The following is a 20,275-nucleotide window of genomic DNA, read 5'->3' on the forward strand; positions in this document are numbered from 1 at the left end:
AAAGCAATTTGCGCACCAACTTTATTTTGACGGTGGGAAAGGCCGGTTTGACCGGGCTGGAGGGAGATTGGGGGATGAGGCGAGAAAGGGAAAAGACGTCAATACGGCGGGGTTCTGCCGGTAGCGGCAAGGCATGGTCTGCCAGACAACGCAAAACCTGTGGGAGCGAGCCTGCTCGCGAAGGCCGTTCGCGAGCAGGCTCGCTCCCACGGTTCTACTGCTTCGTCTTGAGAATGTCGTGCTCACGCAATTTGTTGGCGATGGTGGTGTGGGAAACCCCCAGACGCTTGCCCAGCAACCGGCTGCTCGGGTGCTCGGAATACAGTTGCTCCAGCACCGCCTTCTCGAAACGCCCGACAATCTGCTCCAGCCCGCCTTCCAGCGAAAACTCCCCCAGAGGCTGGCGCACGCCGTAGTCCGGCAGGCGGATATGCTCGGCCTTGACCACCCCGCCATCACAGAGCGACACCGCCTGAAACAGCACGTTCTCCAGTTGGCGCACGTTGCCCGGCCAGTGGTAGTGGCTCAGCCGGTCCATCGCGGCAGGCGCCAGGCGGGGCAGCGGGCAACCGATTTGGCGGCTGGCCTGATCCAGGAAGTGCTCGACCAAAGGCTCCAGCCCGTCCAGGCAATCGCGCAGCGGCGGGATATGCAGCGACAACACGTTGAGCCGATGGTAAAGGTCCTGACGGAACTCACCCCGGGCGCACAACTCGGACAGGTCGACCTGGGTGGCGCACATTACCCGCACGTCGAGGTACACCTCTTCATCGCTGCCCACCCGCCGAAAGCAACCATCCTGCAAAAAGCGCAGTAGCTTGACCTGCAAACGCGGGCTCATTTCGCCTACGCCATCGAGAAACAACGTACCGCCCGCCGTCAGCTCCAGCAGGCCGAGCTTGCCTTCGGCCCGTGCACCTTCAAACGCCCCGGGGCCGTACCCGAACAGCTCGGTTTCGGCCATCGACTCGGGCAGCCCTGCGCAGTTGAGTGCCATCAGCGGCGACTGGCCACGAGGGCTGGCCAGGTGACAGGCGCGGGCCAACAGTTCTTTGCCGGTACCGGTTTCGCCTTCTATTAATAGCGGCGCGTCCAGTGGTGCCATGCGCCGGGCCTCACGCACTACGGCGGCCATGACCCGGGAGCTTTGGAAGATGCTGTCAAAACCGCGCAACTCCTGCTTGCGCACGTTGTAGATCTGCTCGCCCACACGGTCGGCACGGTGCAGGGTCAGGACAGCGCCGGCCATGGCCTCGCTTTCATCGTGTTCCAGTTGCAGCGGCGCGATATCGGCCAGGTACACCAGCCCCTTGATCTTGACCCGCAAGCCGTTGATCCGCGACTTGTTGGCCCGCACCAGCTCGGGCAGGTCGAAGTCTTCGGCATAACGCGACAGGGAAATGCCCGGGACTTCATCGACCCGCACCCCGAGCAACTGCGCCGCTGCACGGTTGGCGGCAACGATGCAGCCCCCCATGTCGATGGACAGCACCGGAAACTCCAGCGCCCCGAGCAAGGCATTGAGCTCCATATGCCGGCGTTCGCTGGGCATCAAGCCTACGCGTTTGACCCCAAATACCCCGGCGATGGTTTCAAATTTCGGGCGCAAGGCCTGGAATTGCAGGTTGATCAAATTCGGGCAGTACAGGTAAATCGCGTTGCCCTGGTCACCCCCGACCTCCCCCCGTTTCACGTTGATGCCATAGGCAACCAGCAGATTGAGAATGTCGCGAAGGATACCAATCCGGTTTTGGCAGTGGACTTTGATACGCATGGGCAGGGCTCGGGAATAACTGAAAATAGAAATCTAATGTGGGAGCGGGCTTGCTCGCGATTGTATCGCCGCGGTGTGCCAGACAAATCGCGCAGCCTGCATCGCGAGCAAGCCCGCTCCCACAAGGGAGTTGTTTTTGCCCCGGAGAGCATTTCATCGTCACGATTTTGTGACAGTTTTGCTGTCGCGTACTCAAGAATGACAGCCCAACGCTCGATGCGTAACGAATACTTTACGAATAATGCGCATCATCCCAGCATTACTGGCTTAAGGCTAGCTGCATGCAGCAATCACTTGGGGTATCACTAAGGCATCGCAACAACACCGAATAATAAAAACGATTTCCTTGCGGAGAGCATCATGAAGCAAACGAAATACGTCGCCCGTGAGCCGGATGCCAGTGGCTTTATCGACTACACACCTGGCGAACACGCCGTGTGGAACACACTGATTACCCGTCAGCTGAAACTGCTGGAAGGCCGCGCCTGCCCAGAGTACATGCAAGGCATCGAAAAACTGGGCCTGCCCCACGACCGCATCCCGCAACTGAGTGAAATCAATCAGGTACTGGGTGCCACCACTGGCTGGCAAGTTGCCCGCGTTCCCGCACTGATCCCCTTCCAGACCTTCTTTGAATTGCTCGCCAACAAGCAATTCCCGGTGGCGACCTTTATTCGTACCCCCGAAGAGCTGGATTACCTGCAAGAGCCGGATATTTTCCACGAGATTTTCGGCCACTGCCCGCTGCTGACCAACCCGTGGTTTGCCGAGTTCACCCATACCTACGGCAAGCTGGGGCTGCAAGCGAGCAAGGAGCAACGGGTGTACCTGGCCCGCCTGTACTGGATGACCATCGAGTTCGGCCTGGTGGATACGCCAGAAGGCAAACGCATCTATGGCGGCGGGATTCTTTCGTCGCCCAAAGAAACGGTTTACAGCCTGTCCTCAGAGCCGGAACATCAGGTCTTCGATCCGCTGGAAGCCATGCGCACGCCATACCGTATCGATATTTTGCAGCCGCTGTATTTTGTCCTGCCGGACTTGAAGCGACTGTTCGACCTTGCCCACGAAGACATCATGGGCATGGTGGCAAAAGGCATGACCATGGGCCTGCACGCGCCAAAGTTCGCCCCCAAACCGAAAGCGGCTTAACACGTCTTTTTACACATCAATAAAAACTGAATTCAGGAATCCACCATGAACGCACTGAACCAAGCCCACTGCGAAGCCTGCCGCGCCGATGCTCCACAGGTCAGCGACGAAGAACTGCCGATGCTGATCAAACAGATTCCAGACTGGAACATCGAAGTTCGCGACGGCGTCATGCAGCTGGAAAAGGTCTTTCTGTTCAAGAACTTCAAATTCGCACTGGCGTTCACCAATGCCGTGGGGCAAATCGCCGAAGCCGAAGGCCATCACCCGGGCCTGCTGACCGAGTGGGGCTCGGTCACCGTGACCTGGTGGAGCCATTCGATCAAAGGCCTGCACCGTAACGATTTCATCATGGCTGCACGCACTGACGACGTCGCAAAAACCGCTGAAGGCCGCAAATAATGCACTTTGCAGCCATTGGACGGGTGCCGGGCGACCCGATCCTCGGTTTGATGGACGCCTACCAGCAGGACAGCAACCCGAACAAGTTCGACCTGGGCGTGGGTGTCTATAAAGACACCAACGGCCTGACGCCGATCTTGCAGTCGGTCAAGCAGGCCGAACAGCGCCTGGTGGACCAGCAGCAAACCAAAACCTATATCGGCGGTCATGGCGACAGCCGTTTCGGGCAACTGATCAGTGAACTGGTGCTGGGCGAAGATTCGCCGTTGCTGGCAGCCAAGCGTGCAGGCGCCACCCAGACCCCGGGCGGCACCGGCGCGCTGCGCCTGAGCGCCGACTTTATCGCGCACTGCCTGCCGGGCCGCGGGATCTGGTTGAGCGATCCGACCTGGCCGATCCATGAAAGCATCTTTGCCGCTGCCGGGCTGAAGATCAGTCACTACCCCTACGTGGGCAGCGACAACAAGCTCAACGTTGCGGCCATGCTCCAGGCACTGGAACACGCGCCAAAAGGCGATGTGGTGCTGCTGCATGCGTGCTGCCACAACCCGACCGGTTTCGACCTGTCCCGGGCTGACTGGTTGCAGGTGCTGGATGTGGTGCGCCGTCGCGAACTGCTGCCGCTGATCGACTTCGCCTACCAGGGCTTCGGCGACGGGCTGGAAGAAGATGCATGGTCGACCCGCCTGTTCGTCAGCAAACTGCCGGAAGTGCTGATCACCAGCTCGTGCTCGAAGAACTTCGGCCTGTACCGCGAACGGGTCGGCGCTTTGATCGTGTGCGCCAACGATGCCGAGAAACTGACGGACATCCGCAGCCAACTGGCCTATCTGGCGCGCAACCTGTGGTCCAACCCGCCGGATCATGGTGCGGCAGTGGTTGCCACCATCCTCGGCGATGCACAGCTCAAACGCCTGTGGACTGACGAAGTGGAAGCCATGCGCAGCCGTATCGCGCAATTGCGCAGCGGCCTGGTCGAGGCCCTGGCCCCGTTCGGACTGGCTGAGCACTTTGCTCATATCAATCAGCAACGCGGGATGTTTTCGTACACCGGCCTGACAGCAGAACAAGTCCAGTTGTTGCGCGAGAAACACAGCGTGTACATGGTCGGTTCTGGTCGCGCCAATATGGCCGGGGTTGATAGCGCTCGCCTCAGCCAGCTGGCCAAGGCGATTGCACAGGTGTGTACCCGCTAGCGGGCACTCTGTGGGAGCGAGCTTGCTCGCGATGGCATCAGCGCGGTTCGATTGCGAGACCGCGCCGCCTGCATCGCGAGCAAGCCCGCTCCCACATTTATCCTGCATGGCACCGGATAACCCGTGGAGCTGACAAGCAGTACCGCCCGCACAGCGAGCAAGTCCAATTACCCCTCCCACACATCCGTTTAAATTCCCCCCAGACGCAATAAAAAGACAAATTGTCACACTCTGTCCTGTATCCTTAGCAAGCTACTTAAACACACCTTGCGAGGAGCGCGACGATGCACGAGATCCCAAACCTCCCCTTCCCAAGCCTGCACGAAACTCAGCAGCCAAACCCGCAACACTCCAGCGGTGAAAACACCGCACTGGATGAGGCACCAGAAAGCCTCCAGGCCGACAGCGAAGACTGACGGCTCACAATCAGACGGTGCGAAAAGCAGCCTGTTTTTCACACCGTCTGACACAATCGCTCCACCCCCCTATCCCGGATTTAAGCGTGACTGACACTTTCAGCGACACCCAAGCCAACGTTCTGATCGGCACCGCCGAAAAAATGATCGACCTTTGGGAGCGCCTCAGCCCCGAGAAACAAGCGACTTTGCTCAAGCGTTTCGGCACCCGGGAAAATGCCCTGGCCGCCTTGATCGCGACAAAATTGGTAGCACCACTGTAATCTGCACCCAACCGCTCCCCGCAGGACCCCTACCCCATGCCTGACAATCAGCGCCCCATGGCAATCACGCTACAAGTGGTTTCCATCGTTCTGTTCACTTTTATCGGCTACCTGAATATCGGCATCCCGCTGGCCGTTCTGCCCGGCTACGTCCACAACCACCTCGGTTTCGGCACCGTCATCGCCGGCCTGGTGATCAGCGTGCAGTATCTGGCCACGTTGCTGAGCCGTCCTTACGCCAGCCGTATCATCGACAACCTGGGCAGCAAGCGCGCCGTGATGTATGGCCTGGCGGGCTGCGGCCTGAGCGGTGTATTGATGCTGGCATCCAGCTGGACCTCGGCAACGCCGGCCTTGAGCCTGACCTGCCTGCTGATCGGCCGGCTGGTGCTGGGCAGCGCGGAAAGCCTGGTGGGCTCGGGCGCCATCGGCTGGGGCATTGGCCGGGTAGGCGCACACAACACGGCCAAGGTGATTTCCTGGAACGGCATCGCCAGCTACGGCGCGATAGCCATTGGCGCGCCACTGGGCGTGCTGATGGTCGGCCATTGGGGCATGTGGAGCATGGGCGCGAGCATTATTGCGCTGGCGACCGTGGGCCTGCTGCTGGCCTGGCCCAAACGCGCCGCCCCTATCGTCAGCGGTGTGCGTCTGCCGTTCCTGCATGTACTGGGACGGGTTTTCCCACATGGCGCCGGGCTGGCGCTGGGCTCGATCGGTTTTGGCACGATCGCGACTTTTATCACTCTGTATTACGCAACAAACAACTGGGAAAACGCAGTGCTGTGCCTGAGCCTGTTTGGCGCCAGCTTTATCGGCGCGCGGCTGCTGTTCGGCAACCTGATCAACCGTATCGGCGGTTTTCGGGTGGCAATTGCCTGCCTGAGCGTAGAGACCCTGGGCTTGCTGCTGCTGTGGCTGGCGCCAAACCCGGAACTGGCGCTGGCGGGCGCAGCCTTGAGCGGTTTTGGCTTCTCGCTGGTATTCCCCGCACTGGGCGTGGAGGCGGTGAATCTGGTACCCGCATCGAGCCGTGGTGCAGCCGTGGGTGCGTACTCGCTGTTTATCGACCTGTCGCTGGGCATCACCGGCCCGCTGGTGGGCGCCGTGGCCGCAGGCTTTGGCTTTGCCTCGATCTTCCTGTTTGCGGCGCTGGCGGCGTTCACCGGGTTGTTGCTCAGTGTTTATCTGTATCGGCAGGCCCGCAGAGTTAGAGCCAGTTAATACCTTTGTGGGAGCGGGCTTGTTATCTAAAAGTCCACCTTGCCCCGCCCGGCCTTGATGCTGCCGCGCTTGGTCTTGGACTCCAGACGTCGCTTCTTCGAACCCAGGGTGGGTTTGGTGGGGCGGCGTTTTTTTTCGACCTTGGTGGCGCTGACGATCAACTCGACCAGACGCTCCAGCGCATCGGCACGGTTCTGTTCCTGGGTGCGATATTGCTGGGCCTTGATGATCAGCACGCCATCACTGGTGATCCGGCTGTCGCGTAGCGCCAGCAGCCGCTCCTTGTAAAACTCCGGCAGCGACGAGTTGGGGATGTCGAAGCGCAAGTGCATGGCACTTGAGACTTTATTGACGTTCTGCCCGCCCGCACCTTGAGCGCGAATCGCCGTCAGCTCGATCTCGGCATCGGGGATATGCACGTTGTTGGAAATCACCAGCATTGAAAATGGGTCCGTCTTCAGGGCCTGCAGGATACCCCACAAACAACAAACCCGGCGCAATGGCCGGGTTTGTCGTGTTTGCCGCCGGGGTTATTTAGCAGCTGAGCTGTAGGCCGCAGCCGCAGCCGCAGCCGATGCCTGCACCGCGCGCTTGTTTTTGACCAAGAAACACACCCACATAAAGACCACCCACACCGGAATCGCGTACACCGACACCCGGATACCCGGGATCAACAGCATGATCACCAGAATGAAGGCAACAAATGCCAGGCAGACGTAGTTGCCGTACGGATACCACAGCGCCTTGAACAGTGGCGTTTGTGCCGTTTTGTCCATGTGCTGGCGGAACTTGAGGTGCGAGAAGCTGATCATCGCCCAGTTGATCACCAGCGTGGCCACTACCAGCGACATCAGCAGTTCCAGCGCATCGTGAGGCATCAGGTAGTTGAGCAGCACCGCAATCACGGTCACCGCAGCCGACGCCAGGATCGAGTTGACCGGCACGCCGCGCTTGTCGATCTTGGCCAGCACTTTCGGGGCATCGCCCTGCTGCGCCATACCCAGCAACATGCGGCTGTTGCAGTAGGTGCCACTGTTGTACACCGACAACGCTGCGGTCAGGACCACAAAGTTGAGGATGTGCGCGGCGGTGTTGCTGCCCAGCATCGAGAACACTTGCACGAACGGGCTGCTGCTGTAGCTGTCGCCACCGGCATTCAGGGTTTCAAGCAACGAGTCCCACGGGGTCAGCGACAGCAGGACCACCAGGGCACCGATGTAGAAAATCAGGATGCGGTAGATCACTTGATTGATTGCTTTAGGGATCACGGTGCGTGGCTTGTCGGCTTCCGCTGCAGTGAAACCGAGCATTTCCAGGCCACCGAAGGAGAACATGATAAAGGCCATGGCCATGATCAGGCCGGTCGTTCCGTTCGGGAAGAAGCCGCCGTGTTCCCACAGGTTGCTGACCGATGCCTGAGGGCCGCCGGTGCCGCTGACCAGCAGGTAGCTGCCCAGGGCGATCATGCCCACAATCGCCACAACCTTGATGATCGCGAACCAGAACTCGGCCTCGCCGAACACTTTGACGTTGGTCAGGTTAATCAGGTTGATCAGGACAAAGAAGGCCGCTGCCGAGGCCCAGGTCGGGATCTCCGGCCACCAGTAGTGCACGTATTTACCGACGGCGGTCAGCTCTGACATGCCCACCAGGATGTACAGCACCCAGCAGTTCCAGCCCGACATGAAGCCGGCAAAACCACCCCAGTATTTGTGGGCAAAGTGGCTGAAAGAACCGGCTACCGGTTCTTCGACGATCATTTCACCCAGCTGGCGCATGATCATGAAAGCGATAAAGCCACAGATCGCGTAGCCGAGGATCATCGACGGGCCGGCCGACTTCAGTACCCCGGCCGAACCGAGGAACAGGCCAGTACCAATCGCGCCACCGAGGGCAATCAGCTGAATATGACGATTTTTCAGGCCGCGTTTAAGCTCGCCCGAATGCGAGGTATTTCCACTCATTGAAAAGGTCCCACACAAGGTTTGATGTGATTCAGTGCGTTGTAACTTGAGCACCAGAGGCAGTGATCGAAGGGTCTACAACACAAATCAAACCCCAGCGCAGGCGCCAGGAATCCAAGGTTGCTTCACGAGTCATGCGTCACCTGTTTATTTTTATCTGTGACGGAATCGAACCCGCAGCGCTTGTGGCGTTGCGGAGTTAACAAGGCGGGTTGGCCTTGCTGTTTTGGCCATCCGGCATAGTGCCGAGCAGCGCAAAATGCGCGGGTACGCAATTGAGTCACAGTTAAAACGCGGCGCATTGTACACCCGCACGTAGGCAAGATCCCATCACACAGCCGATAGCAAGGCGAAACAAGCCGCAATATCGGTAGGAACTGTCCGAATTCTGTAAAAAACGGAAAATATTCATTACAGAGAGGTTACTTCGGCAGTTACAGGTCGATAAGTGGCTGAATTCGTATGATTTTTTTGACGGCCCGTAAAGAAATGTTGCCACTTAAAAAACCACCACCCAACCTGTAACCAGTCTGTTCCCGCTCAAGGCCCCTTGTGGGAGCGAGCAGGCTCGCTCCCACGGCTGAAGTATCTCTGCAGCCGTTCACGACCAAAATGGCATCAATCAGACAGGCATAAAAAAACGCCAACCCCCGAGGGGGTTGGCGTTCTTTTTACCGCGTTACACGCTTACTGCGGCTTGCGACGGCCGAAGCCTGGACGCTGACCGGAACCGGCCGGAGCGCCACGACGCTTGCCCGACGGCGCATCGTCAACCAGCTTGGGGCCTGAACGGCTTGGCTTGGTTGGACGCTTGTTCATCTCGCTCGGACGCTCGGCGACCGGTGCACCACGACCCGCTGGCACACGGTCAGTGCGACCCGACGGCTTGCGTGCCGGACGCACGGTTTCATCGCGGGCAGGACGCGCCGGGCGCTCGCCTTCGATGTGCGGCTGACGTGCCGGACGCGGAGCCAACGGGGCACCTTCGGCCGGGCGCAGAGTGCGTGCAACACGATCAGTACGCGCCACAGGACGCGACGATTTGCGCTGCATGCGCTCAAGCTTGTCTTTGCTCTTGGCGTTCATTTGCGGCATGGCAACCGGCGTGAGGCCAACTTCAGCGCTGAGGATATCCACCTCAAACTGGCTCATTTCGCGCCAGCGACCCATCGGCAGGTCGGAGTTGAGGAACACCGGACCGAAACGCACGCGCTTCAGGCGGCTGACCACCAGGCCCTGGGATTCCCACAGGCGACGTACTTCACGGTTACGGCCTTCCATCACTACGCAGTGGTACCAATGGTTGAAGCCTTCGCCGCCCGGAGCCTGCTTGATGTCGGTGAAACGCGCCGGGCCGTCTTCCAGCACAACGCCGGCCTTGAGGCGCTCGATCATCTCGTCATCCACTTCGCCACGTACACGTACCGCGTATTCACGGTCCATCTCGTAGGAAGGGTGCATCAGGCGGTTAGCCAGCTCACCGTCAGTGGTGAACATCAGCAGGCCGGTGGTGTTGATGTCCAGACGGCCGATATTGATCCAGCGGCCTTCTTTTGGACGCGGCAGTTTGTCGAACACGGTCGGACGGCCTTCAGGGTCGTCACGGGTGCAGATTTCGCCGTCTGGTTTGTTGTACATGATCACGCGGCGAACCGATTCGGCTGCCTCTTCACGCTTGATCACCTTGCCATCGATGGAGATGGCGTCGTGCAGGTCAACGCGCAGACCCAGGGTTGCATCCTTGCCATTGACCTTGATACGGCCTTGGCTGATCCAACTCTCTACGTCGCGACGCGAGCCAACGCCAATACGGGCGAGGACTTTTTGCAGTTTTTCGCCTGCTGGGCCAATTTCCTGGCTGTCTTTAGGGTCTAGATCTTTCATCTGGGCACCTCCCGGTGTGTCAATTCAGGCGAACGCCTGAAGTGTTGAAAATAGGTCCTGGGACTCGAACGAGTTCCGAAGGGTCGCGAATCATACGCTGATGTTGGCCATTGCGCATCAAAGCCTGGTCACTAAGTGGCCGGCTTACTTCTTTTTCCGCCGGCCGGTGGCTTCAAATGCCAGCAAACGCAGAGCCGACTCGGCCAGCACCGCACGCTTTTCGTCTTTGTCGAGTTTCTTCCAGGCCTTGATTTCACGCTTGGTGCGCCCGCAACCGATACAAATGTCATCGGTAAACTTGCAGACGCTGATGCAGGGGTCTTTGGGTGAACTCATGAATACACCTCAATTGCTTTTTGTGGGAGCGAGCCTGCTCGCGATGGGATCGCTACGTCAGTCACAGATACACCTCGCCGCTCAAATCGCGAGCAGGCTCGCTCCCACAGAGGTTTTGCGTCAGTCCTCCAGGTCGCGGCGTTCCTGCTCGATGGCGTCGGCCAGCGCCTGCGCCTCAAGCGCTTCGTCGCTCATTGCCGATCGCTGCTCAAGTGCAGCAACCGCTGCGCGCAATCGCTCACGGGCCAGCTCGGCCGCAGAGGGTTGCTGCGGTTGTGGTTGCGCCTCTATCTCCGGTTCTGGTTCTGGTTCTGGTTCTGGCTCCGGCTCCGGCTCCGGCTCCGGCTCCGGAGCATCAATTGGCGCAACGTCACGCAGCAAGTCATCAAAGTCAGTTTTAAGCCCCTCCTCCATCGAATCCAGCTCTGTCAGCAAGGTGCGGAAGCTGGTTTCGTCCCGGGGCTCTTCCGGCTCGGCGCTTTCGTCAGCCAACGCCTGAAGGTGCGCAGGAACCGGGGCATCGTCGAAATCAAGAATCGGGTCGGGTTCCAGCTCGCGCAATTCGGCCAGCGGCGGCAATTCATCGAGGCTTTTGAGGTTGAAGTGGTCAAGAAAGCCTTTGGTCGTGGCAAACATCGCCGGCTTGCCCGGCACATCGCGATAACCCACCACGCGAATCCACTCGCGTTCCAGCAAAGTCTTGACGATATGGCTGTTGACCGCCACACCCCGCACATCCTCGATCTCGCCGCGGGTGATGGGCTGGCGATAGGCGATCAGCGCCATGGTTTCAAGCATGGCCCGGGAGTAGCGCTGCGGGCGCTCTTCCCACAGGCGGCCGATCCATGGCGAATACTTCTCGCGAATCTGCAGGCGGTAGCCCGAGGCGACTTCCTTGAGCTCAAACGCCCGGCCGTCACAGGATTTGCGCAGCAGCTCCAGAGCCTTCTTGAATACGGGCGGTTCCGGGCGCTCGCCCTCTTCAAACAGTTCAAACAGGCGTTCAAGGCTCTGCGGCTTTCCCGAGGCCAACAGAAAGGCCTCAAGCAAGGGGGCCAGCTCGCGGGGTTCAGTCAAATTCATGATTTCAGCTCTTTATTCGGCTCTTGCCCGCACATGGATCGGTGCATAGGGTTCATTTTGCACCAATTCGACCAGCGACTCCTTGACCAGCTCAAGGACGGCCATAAAGGTCACGACCACACCAAGACGGCCTTCTTCGGCGGTAAACAGCTCGACAAACGGCACAAAACCGCCGCCCTTGAGACGTTCGAGCACGTCGCTCATGCGCTCGCGGGTCGACAGGGCCTCACGGCTGACCTGGTGGCTTTCAAACATGTCGGTACGGCGCAGCACTTCGGCCATGGACATCAGCAGCTCTTCGAGCGCCACATCCGGTACCAGCTTGCGGGCCCGCGCTTCGGGCGCATCGAGTTTGGGTACATACACATCGCGCCCTACCCGGCTCAAACCTTCGATACCCTCGGCCGCAGCCTTGAAGCGCTCATATTGCTGCAGGCGGCGAATCAGTTCGGCGCGGGGGTCGCCCTCGTCCTCTTCGATTGCAGCCGAACGCGGCAACAGCATGCGCGACTTGATCTCGGCCAGCATGGCGGCCATCACCAGGTACTCGGCGGCCAGCTCCAGGCGCACGTTTTTCATCAGCTCGACATAACCCATGTACTGGCGGGTAATTTCCGCCACCGGAATGTCGAGGATGTCGATGTTCTGCTTGCGGATCAGGTACAGCAGCAGGTCGAGCGGGCCTTCAAAAGCATCGAGAAACACCTCCAGTGCATCCGGCGGGATGTACAGGTCCTGGGGCATTTCGATGACTGCCTGGCCATAGACCATGGCAAACGACAGCTCTTGCTGGGTACCGGCGGGGGCCTCTACCGCCTCAGGGGTTACGTCAGACATCAGGCCTCGACCATAAACGGTTCTGGATCGCCACAGCCGACGCGGACAATTTCGGGGTCACCGCTGTCCACCAGGCTGATCACGGTCGAGGCCTTGTTGCCGCCAAAACCGCCATCGATGATCAGGTCGACCTGTTTTTCCAGGGCATCACGGATCTCGTACGGATCTTCCATCGGCTCGCTTTCGCCCGGCAGGATCAGGGTCACGCTCATCAGCGGCTCGCGCAGTTCTTCCAGCAGCGCCAGCGCAATCGGATGGCTCGGCACCCGCAGGCCGATGGTACGGCGCTTGGGGTGCAGCAGCAGGCGCGGCACTTCGCGGGTGGCGTTGAGGATAAACGTGTAAGGCCCCGGCGTGTGGGCCTTGAGCAGGCGGAACGTGCCGGTATCGACTTTGGCAAACAACCCCAGCTGCGACAGGTCGCAGCACATCAGGGTGAAGTTGTGCTTGTCGTCCAGGTTGCGCAGGCGCTTGATCCGCTCGATAGCGCCCTTGTCACCCATCTGGCAACCCACGGCGTAGGACGAATCGGTGGGGTAGATGACTACCCCGCCCCTCTTGATGATTTCAACAGCCTGTTTGATCAGGCGTGGTTGTGGGTTTTCCGGATGAATCTGGAAAAATTGACTCACAGTGGTTACCTGTTCAGACGTTGGCTGCGGGCTGGTCATATTTGAATCGACACCACAGTGGTGGCAGGTCTTCCGGAATCGGACGGTACTCGCCGATCTCGGACCAACCTCCCGGGCCATGAAAATCACTGCCGGCGCTGACCAGCAGACCGAACTCACGCGCAAGGATCGCCAGGCTGCCTACCTGCTCGGCCGGCTGATGCCCGTTGACCACTTCAATAGCGTGACCCCCTGCTTGAATATAGTCGCCAATCAGCCGTCGGCGCTTGCTGCGGGTGAAATCGTAGTGCGACGGGTGCGCCAGGCTGACCCAGGCCCCCGCGGCCCGCAGGGTGGCGACCGTGTCTTCCAGGGTCGGCCAGTGCAGCTTGACGTCACCCAGCTTGCCGGCGCCCAGCCACTTGCGAAACGCCTCGGCGCGGTCCTTGACGTAGCCGGCCTGGACCAGAAAGTCGGCAAAGTGCGGCCGGGCCGGGGCATTACCGCTGTCGCCCAGCCCCTGCTGGATGGCACGGGCACCCTCCAGCGCGCCGGGCATGCCCTTGAGCTCCAGCTTGCGGCTGATCTCTTCAGCCCGCAGCCAGCGACCGTCGTGCAATTTGGCAATGGCCTCGACCAATGCCGGGGCATTGACATCAAAGCCGTAGCCGAGCACATGAATGGTGGCACCGCCCCAGGTACAGGACAATTCGACGCCGTTGATCAACGTCATGTTCAACGCCTGAGCCGCTGCGCGGGCTTCATCGAGGCCTTCAAGTGTGTCGTGATCGGTCAGGGCCAGGACTCGCACACCTTTCTCGAACGCACGCGCGACCAGTACCGCAGGCGCCAGGGCGCCATCGGAAGCTGTGCTATGGCAATGCAAGTCAATTTCCACGGGGATTTAATAACCTCTAGCTGACGCTTTCGCTGTCATTGATGTTTGTTATTATGCCGCCACATCCTGCTTCTGGCTGCCACTGTGAAACAATTCATCGACTTCATCCCGCTGCTACTGTTTTTCATCGTTTTCAAAATCGACCCGCGCATCGTCGAAATCGGCGGGCACAGCCTGTCCGTAGGGGGCATCTACAGCGCTACGGCGATGTTGATCGCCAGCTCGCTGGTGGTTTACGGCATCCTGTTTTTGAAACAGCGCAAACTCGAAAAAAGCCAATGGCTGACCCTGGTCGCCTGCCTGTTGTTCGGCAGCCTGACCCTGGCCTTCCACAGCGAAACCTTCCTCAAGTGGAAAGCACCGGTGGTGAACTGGCTGTTTGCACTGGCGTTTGCCGGTAGCCACTTCATCGGCGACAAGCTGCTGATCAAGCGCATGATGGGGCACGCCCTGACCCTGCCCGATCCCGTGTGGGCCCGCCTGAACGTTGCCTGGATCGCCTTCTTCCTGTTTTGCGGCGCTGCCAACCTGTTCGTTGCGTTCACCTATCAAAGCATCTGGGTCGATTTCAAGGTGTTCGGCAGCCTGGGCATGACCGTGCTGTTCCTGATTGCCCAGGGCATTTACCTGTCGCGCCATCTGCATGACACCGATCCAACCACCCCCAAGACCAAGGACTGACATGCTCTACGCCATCATTGCAACAGACGTCGCCAACTCCCTTGATGCCCGCCTGGCTGCCCGCCCGGCCCACCTTGAACGCTTGCAACAGCTTAAAGCGGCAGGTCGCATCGTGCTGGCCGGCCCGCACCCGGCCATCGACAGCAATGACCCGGGCACCGCCGGTTTTACCGGTAGCCTGATCGTGGCCGAGTTCGACTCCCTGAGCGCCGCCCAGGCCTGGGCCGATGCCGACCCGTATATCGCCGCAGGCGTTTATGCGAATGTCAGCGTCAAGCCATTCAAGCAGGTCCTGCCGTAACCCGCCCCCTCTGCGGTATCTTTGCCGGTAGCCGACGTAGACACGTCGGCACTGGCTAAATCGAGTAAGTCATGAGCGACCTGTTACTGATAGATGATGACCAGGAGCTGTGTGAGCTGCTGGTCAGTTGGCTGAGCCAGGAAGGCTTCCAGGTCCGTGCTTGCCACGACGGTTTGAGCGCCCGCAAGGCGCTGGCCGAATCCAGCCCCGACGCCGTGGTGCTGGATGTGATGCTCCCTGACGGCAGCGGTCTTGAGCTGCTCAAGCAACTTCGCAACGATCACCCCGACCTGCCGGTGCTGATGCTGTCAGCCCGGGGCGAGCCGCTGGACCGCATCCTGGGGCTCGAACTGGGCGCCGATGATTACCTGGCCAAGCCTTGCGACCCCCGCGAGCTGACGGCGCGCCTGCGGGCCGTATTGCGCCGCAGCCACCCGACCGCCGTGTCCAGCCAGATCGAGCTGGGGGACCTGTGCTTCAGCCCGATGCGCGGCGTGGTCACGATCGACCAGCACGACATTACCCTCACCGTCTCCGAAAGCCGCCTGCTGGAAGCCTTGCTGCGCCAGCCCGGCGAGCCGCTGGACAAACAGGAACTGGCCCAGATTGCCCTGGGCCGCAAGCTGACCCTGTACGACCGCAGCCTGGACATGCACGTCAGCAACCTGCGCAAAAAGATCGGCCCCCACGCCGATGGCCGCCCGCGCATCGTCGCACTGCGCAGCCGGGGTTACTTCTACAGCGCATAGGGAACTGCGGGAGCGGGCTTGCTCGCGATGCGTGCGGCGCGGTCGCTCAGGCAATCCGAGGCGATAACGTCGCGAACAAGCCCGCCCCCACACGTTTTATGTAAATCCCCATCAACGTCGTCTTTACCAAAGCTTTACCCATGGCTGACAGCGATTGACCTTGATCTCCCTAAACTGGGCGCATCCGGATTCACCGGAACCGAAATCGAAGGAGACACACCATGCGTAAAACTCTAATTGCCTTGATGTTTGCTGCAGCACTGCCAACCGTCGCAATGGCCATGCCTGGTGGTGACGGCCCGATGGGCTCGCGTCACGGCGGTGAACACCACGGCCGCGGCGATGCCCCTTACAGCCAACTGGACCTGAGCCGCGAACAGCGCCAGCAGATCGGCAAGTTGATGGGCGAACAAATGCACGACCGCAAGCAGCTGGTTGAGAAATACCTGGAAAAACTGCCAGCCGCCGATCAGAAGGCACTGAAAGACGAGATCGCGGCCAAGCAGGCAAAAACCCAGAGCGATATCCGCGCCGTGCTCAAGCCTGATCAGCAAAAACGCTTCGACGAGATGCAAAAGAAACGCGCCGAGCGTCAGGCCGAATGGAAGCAGTTCAAAGAGTGGAAAGCACAGCAAGCTCCAAAAGCGCAATAATCTGCGCAATATGAACAGACCCCAGGCCCAACGGCTCACGCCGTTGGGCTTTGGTCGTTTCTATCCATTACCTGTGAGGAATTACCGTGCGATCACTGTTTTGGCGCATTCTTGCCAGCTTCTGGCTGGCGATTGCCCTGGTCGCAGGGCTGTCGATCCTGCTGGGGCACATGCTCAATCAGGACGCCTGGATCCTCTCCCGTCACCCCGGGATCGCCAATCTGGCGCAAGAATGGACTGAGCGCTACGAAACCCAGGGCGCCGACGCGGCCCAGAACTTCCTCGAAAAGCGCAAGCGCCGCTATCACATCGATGTGCAAGTACTCAATGAAAGTGGCGACCCCGTGGTACGCGGCACGTTCCCCAAGCGCGCAGCGGCGTGGGAGGCCCGTCAACACCCCGGTGAGGAGCAACTACCGTGGCGGCGCCTGACCGTCGAGTACACCAGCCCCAAAACCGCCGAAACCTACCTGCTGATCTATCGCATTCCGCACCCGGAACTGGATGCCTGGCACCGCCAGAGCCTGATCTGGCCGCTGAGTGCGCTGGGGATTGCGCTGGTGGTACTGACACTGTTCAGCCTGCTGGTCACGCTGTCGATCACCCGCCCGCTGAGCCGTTTGCGCGGGGCGGTGCATGATCTGGGGCAGACCACCTACCAGCAGAACAGCCTGGCGCGCCTGGCCTCGCGCCGTGACGAGTTTGGCGTGCTGGCCACCGATTTCAACCGCATGGGGGCCCGCCTGCAAAGCTTGATCGGCAGCCAGCGCCAGTTGCTGCGCGACGTGTCCCACGAGCTGCGCTCGCCGCTGGCACGCCTGCGCATCGCGCTGGCGCTGGCCGAGCGCGCCGGGCCTGAAGAGCGGGAGAAACTCTGGCCTCGCCTGACCCGTGAATGCGATCGCCTGGAGTCATTGATCAGCGAGATTCTGGCCCTGGCCCGGGTGGATGCCGATCAGGCCAGCGCCGAACATGTCGAACTCAATGCCCTGCTCGGCGCGGTGCAAAAAGATGCTTCGATGGCGGCGCCTGAGCAGCCGGTGCAGCTGCAGGACGAACCGGATCTGAGCCTCACTGGCTGGCCTTTGATGATCGAGCGCGCGGTGGACAACCTGCTGCGCAACGCACAGCGTTTCAACCCGCCCGGCCAGCCAATCGAGCTGACGGCCCGCCGTGAAGGTGAGCACATCACCATCAACGTGCGTGACCATGGGCCCGGGGTTGCCGAGGAGTATTTGGCGCAGCTGGGAGAGCCGTTCTTCCGGGCGCCGGGGCAAACAGCCGGCGGGCACGGGCTAGGACTGGCGATTGCCCGTCGGGCGGCAGAGCGTCATGGTGGCCGGCTGGTGCTGGGCAATCATCCGCAGGGTGGATTTATTGCCACTCTGGAGCTGCCGCTGGAGCCGAACGCAACGCTTTAAGAAACAGGTAGGCGCTGCGGCACTGCTTTCGTGGCAGCTGGCTTGCCCGGGATGCGGGCGGCGCGGTCTGACATGCCAACCGCGCTGATGCCGTCGCGAGCAGGCCCGCTCCCACAAGTGCCTGGCCAAGGGGTTACCTGGCCGACCACGCTTTCACAAACTCGGCGCTATCGACCTTCGGTGCGGTGCGCAATTCATTCTGCGCCGTGCCCAGGTACAGGAAAGCCACCACTTCTTCGCCCTCGGTCAAACCCAACCCTTTGGCTACGTGCGGCGCATACGACAACTCACCCGTGCGCCAGACCGCGCCAATGCCCTGGGCAAACGCCGCCAGTTCAATGGCATGGGCCGCACAGCCCGCGGTAATCAGCTGCTCAGACTTCGGCACTTTGAAGTGATCCTGCAAACGGGCCACCACCACAACCACCAAAGGTGCGCGCAAGGGCATGGCACGGGCCTTGTCCAGCGCGGCCGGTGTCACTTCCCCGCCCTGGATCTGGACGGCCTCGGCGAGGATTTCACCCAGCTGGTTGCGCGCATCGCCTTCAACCGTCAAAAAACGGTAAGGGCGCAACTGGCCGTGGTCCGGGGCGCGCAAGGCGGCCGCAAACAGTACTTCACGTTGCTCAGCCGTCGGCGCCGGATCGAGCAGGCGCGGGGCAGAAACACGGTTGAGCAAAGCGTCGAGAGCCTCCATTGGCCACCTCCTGAAGAAAATGTGCGGCTATTCTAACGGTATCTCCTCAGCCGCAGGCGGTTTACATACCCCGGGCCACAGGTAGAATGGCGCCCCTCCTTCAAGCCCGAGCTGACTTCATGGCGTTGCCGACCTTACGCATCATCGGTTTTATTATCGGCATCTTCCTGATTACGCTCGCGATCAGCATGGCGGTGCCCATGCTGACGCTGGTGATTTATGACCACACGGGCGATCTTCCGTCCTTTTTGTGGGCCAGCCTGATCACCTTTCTCGCCGGTCTGGCGCTGGTCATCCCCGGCCGCCCCGAACAGGTGCACCTGCGCCCTCGCGACATGTACCTGCTCACCGTGTCCAGCTGGGTGGTGGTGTGCGTGTTTGCCGCGCTGCCATTTTTGCTGACGCAGCACATCAGCTACACCGACTCGTTTTTCGAGAGCATGTCCGGCATCACCGCCACCGGTTCAACGGTGCTGAGCGGGCTGGACACCATGTCCCCGGGGATCCTGATGTGGCGCTCGATGCTGCACTGGCTCGGGGGTATCGGCTTTATCGGCATGGCGGTCGCGATTTTGCCGCTGCTGCGAATCGGTGGCATGCGCCTGTTCCAGACCGAGTCCTCGGACCGTTCCGAAAAAGTCATGCCGCGCTCGCACATGGTGGCCCGCCTGATCGTGGCCACTTACGTCGGCATTACAATCATCGGCAGCCTGGCGTTCTGGTGGGCGGGCATGAGTGTGTTTGATGCGATCAACCATGCCATGTCGGCGATTTCCACCGGCGGGTTCTCGACCTCCGACCAGTCCCTGGCCAAGTGGTCACAACCGGCGGTGCACTGGGTTGCCATTGCCGTGATGATCATGGGCAGCCTGCCCTTCACCCTGTATGTAGCCACCCTGCGCGGCCATCGCAAGGCACTGATCAAGGACCAGCAGGTGCAAGGTTTGCTCGGTTTGCTGCTGGTGACCTGGATCGTGCTCAGTGCCTGGCTGTGGTGGACCACCAACATGCCGTTCTGGGACGCCTTCCGCCATGTGGCGCTGAACGTGACTTCGGTGGTGACCACGACCGGCTTTGCCCTGGGCGACTACAGCCTGTGGGGCAATTTCTCGCTGATGCTGTTTTTCTATCTGGGTTTTATCGGCGGCTGCTCGGGCTCAACCGCAGGCGGGATCAAGATTTTCCGCTTTCAAGTTGCCTATATCCTGCTCAAGGCCAACCTTAACCAGTTGATCCACCCCCGGGCCGTGATCAAGCAGAAATACAACGGCCACCGCCTCGACGAAGAAATCGTACGCTCGATTTTGACCTTTTCGTTCTTCTTCGCCATCACCATTTGCGTGATCGCACTGGCCCTGTCGCTACTGGGCCTGGACTGGATGACCGCCCTCACCGGCGCCGCCAGTACGGTGTCGGGCGTAGGGCCGGGGCTGGGCGAAACCATAGGGCCGTCCGGCAACTTCTCCAGCCTGCCGGATGCGGCCAAGTGGATTCTGTCCCTGGGCATGTTGCTTGGACGCCTGGAGATCATTACCGTATTCGTTCTGTGCATTCCGGCGTTTTGGCGGCATTGATCCAGACACCTCTCTAATCAACTGTGGGAGCGGGCTTGCTCGCGATAGCATCAACTTTATTATCCTGATGCGCCTTGTCGCCCGCATCGCGAGCAAGCCCGCTCCCACAAAAAGAGATCACCATGGGCCAAATCCTGTCACTGCGCCATTACCGTCACG

22 protein-coding genes are annotated in these 20,275 nt (G+C 60.3%); 12 read left to right on the forward strand and 10 right to left on the reverse strand.

Features of this window, described 5'->3' with window-relative positions; all coding sequences use genetic code 11:
- Positions 1-214 precede the first annotated feature (214 nt).
- Positions 215-1,774, reverse strand: coding sequence for a sigma-54-dependent transcriptional regulator (locus tag ACZRMS_RS08055; protein ID WP_463994874.1), 1,560 nt, complete (start codon positions 1,772-1,774; stop codon positions 215-217).
- 360 nt (positions 1,775-2,134) lie between these two features.
- On the opposite strand from ACZRMS_RS08055, the gene phhA reads away from it, so the two are divergent.
- From phhA to ACZRMS_RS08085, 6 genes are all read left to right on the forward strand, one after another.
- On the forward strand, positions 2,135-2,926 hold the full coding sequence (gene phhA / locus ACZRMS_RS08060; protein ID WP_463994875.1) for a phenylalanine 4-monooxygenase: 792 nt from the start codon (positions 2,135-2,137) through the stop codon (positions 2,924-2,926).
- Between the two features lie 45 nt (positions 2,927-2,971).
- Positions 2,972-3,328 (forward strand): 4a-hydroxytetrahydrobiopterin dehydratase, encoded by a 357-nt coding sequence (locus ACZRMS_RS08065; protein WP_463994876.1) that lies wholly within the window; start codon positions 2,972-2,974, stop codon positions 3,326-3,328.
- Complete coding sequence (locus ACZRMS_RS08070; protein WP_463994877.1) at positions 3,328-4,524, forward strand: amino acid aminotransferase; 1,197 nt, start codon at positions 3,328-3,330, stop codon at positions 4,522-4,524. Before ACZRMS_RS08065 ends, ACZRMS_RS08070 begins: the two co-directional genes overlap by 1 nt.
- A 284-nt stretch (positions 4,525-4,808) precedes the next feature.
- Positions 4,809-4,940, forward strand: a complete 132-nt coding sequence (locus ACZRMS_RS08075; RefSeq protein ID WP_277620431.1) for a hypothetical protein — start codon at positions 4,809-4,811, stop codon at positions 4,938-4,940.
- A gap of 86 nt (positions 4,941-5,026) precedes the next feature.
- A complete protein-coding gene (locus tag ACZRMS_RS08080) occupies positions 5,027-5,203 on the forward strand; it encodes a hypothetical protein (RefSeq protein WP_463994878.1) in 177 nt (58 codons plus the stop codon).
- A gap of 36 nt (positions 5,204-5,239) precedes the next feature.
- Positions 5,240-6,427 (forward strand): MFS transporter, encoded by a 1,188-nt coding sequence (locus ACZRMS_RS08085; RefSeq protein WP_463994879.1) that lies wholly within the window; start codon positions 5,240-5,242, stop codon positions 6,425-6,427.
- Between the two features lie 26 nt (positions 6,428-6,453).
- Here ACZRMS_RS08085 and arfB read toward each other — a convergent pair whose 3' ends face one another.
- The 8 genes from arfB to ACZRMS_RS08125 all read right to left on the reverse strand — a co-directional run bounded on the left by arfB (position 6,454) and on the right by ACZRMS_RS08125 (position 14,040).
- Complete coding sequence (arfB, locus tag ACZRMS_RS08090) at positions 6,454-6,867, reverse strand: alternative ribosome rescue aminoacyl-tRNA hydrolase ArfB (RefSeq protein WP_463994880.1); 414 nt, start codon at positions 6,865-6,867, stop codon at positions 6,454-6,456.
- 90 nt (positions 6,868-6,957) lie between these two features.
- A complete protein-coding gene (locus ACZRMS_RS08095) occupies positions 6,958-8,391 on the reverse strand; it encodes an amino acid permease (protein ID WP_463994881.1) in 1,434 nt (477 codons plus the stop codon).
- 687 nt (positions 8,392-9,078) lie between these two features.
- Positions 9,079-10,275: a 23S rRNA pseudouridine(2605) synthase RluB gene (rluB, locus tag ACZRMS_RS08100; protein ID WP_463994882.1), complete on the reverse strand. Its 1,197-nt coding sequence runs from the start codon at positions 10,273-10,275 to the stop codon at positions 9,079-9,081.
- 144 nt (positions 10,276-10,419) lie between these two features.
- Positions 10,420-10,611 carry a DUF1289 domain-containing protein gene (locus ACZRMS_RS08105; protein WP_463994883.1) on the reverse strand — a complete coding sequence of 64 codons (192 nt, stop codon included), beginning with the start codon at positions 10,609-10,611 and terminating at the stop codon, positions 10,420-10,422.
- 120 nt (positions 10,612-10,731) lie between these two features.
- A complete protein-coding gene (gene scpB / locus ACZRMS_RS08110; RefSeq protein WP_463994884.1) occupies positions 10,732-11,694 on the reverse strand; it encodes an SMC-Scp complex subunit ScpB in 963 nt (320 codons plus the stop codon).
- Positions 11,695-11,706: 12 nt separating this feature from the next.
- Positions 11,707-12,405, reverse strand: a complete 699-nt coding sequence (locus tag ACZRMS_RS08115; RefSeq protein WP_463994901.1) for a segregation and condensation protein A — start codon at positions 12,403-12,405, stop codon at positions 11,707-11,709.
- A gap of 125 nt (positions 12,406-12,530) precedes the next feature.
- Positions 12,531-13,163 (reverse strand): L-threonylcarbamoyladenylate synthase, encoded by a 633-nt coding sequence (locus ACZRMS_RS08120; protein WP_463994885.1) that lies wholly within the window; start codon positions 13,161-13,163, stop codon positions 12,531-12,533.
- Positions 13,164-13,176: 13 nt separating this feature from the next.
- Positions 13,177-14,040, reverse strand: a complete 864-nt coding sequence (locus ACZRMS_RS08125; RefSeq protein WP_463994886.1) for a PHP domain-containing protein — start codon at positions 14,038-14,040, stop codon at positions 13,177-13,179.
- Positions 14,041-14,124: 84 nt separating this feature from the next.
- On the opposite strand from ACZRMS_RS08125, the gene ACZRMS_RS08130 reads away from it, so the two are divergent.
- The 5 genes from ACZRMS_RS08130 to ACZRMS_RS08150 all read left to right on the forward strand — a co-directional run bounded on the left by ACZRMS_RS08130 (position 14,125) and on the right by ACZRMS_RS08150 (position 17,845).
- Complete coding sequence (locus ACZRMS_RS08130; RefSeq protein WP_463994887.1) at positions 14,125-14,721, forward strand: septation protein A; 597 nt, start codon at positions 14,125-14,127, stop codon at positions 14,719-14,721.
- A 1-nt stretch (position 14,722) separates the two neighbouring features.
- Positions 14,723-15,022 carry a YciI family protein gene (locus ACZRMS_RS08135; protein WP_463994888.1) on the forward strand — a complete coding sequence of 100 codons (300 nt, stop codon included), beginning with the start codon at positions 14,723-14,725 and terminating at the stop codon, positions 15,020-15,022.
- Between the two features lie 71 nt (positions 15,023-15,093).
- The gene (locus tag ACZRMS_RS08140; RefSeq protein WP_463994889.1) at positions 15,094-15,771 is read left to right on the forward strand and encodes a response regulator transcription factor; all 678 of its coding nucleotides are present in this window, start codon (positions 15,094-15,096) and stop codon (positions 15,769-15,771) included.
- A 221-nt stretch (positions 15,772-15,992) separates the two neighbouring features.
- On the forward strand, positions 15,993-16,424 hold the full coding sequence (locus ACZRMS_RS08145) for a Spy/CpxP family protein refolding chaperone (protein WP_463994890.1): 432 nt from the start codon (positions 15,993-15,995) through the stop codon (positions 16,422-16,424).
- An 86-nt stretch (positions 16,425-16,510) separates the two neighbouring features.
- The gene (locus tag ACZRMS_RS08150; protein ID WP_463994891.1) at positions 16,511-17,845 is read left to right on the forward strand and encodes a sensor histidine kinase; all 1,335 of its coding nucleotides are present in this window, start codon (positions 16,511-16,513) and stop codon (positions 17,843-17,845) included.
- A 133-nt stretch (positions 17,846-17,978) separates the two neighbouring features.
- Here ACZRMS_RS08150 and ACZRMS_RS08155 read toward each other — a convergent pair whose 3' ends face one another.
- Positions 17,979-18,542 carry a nitroreductase family protein gene (locus ACZRMS_RS08155; protein WP_463994892.1) on the reverse strand — a complete coding sequence of 188 codons (564 nt, stop codon included), beginning with the start codon at positions 18,540-18,542 and terminating at the stop codon, positions 17,979-17,981.
- A 119-nt stretch (positions 18,543-18,661) separates the two neighbouring features.
- On the opposite strand from ACZRMS_RS08155, the gene ACZRMS_RS08160 reads away from it, so the two are divergent.
- A complete protein-coding gene (locus tag ACZRMS_RS08160) occupies positions 18,662-20,116 on the forward strand; it encodes a TrkH family potassium uptake protein (protein WP_463994893.1) in 1,455 nt (484 codons plus the stop codon).
- Positions 20,117-20,275: the final 159 nt, after the last annotated feature.

It is taken from the genome of Pseudomonas sp. B424 (genome assembly GCF_055408345.1).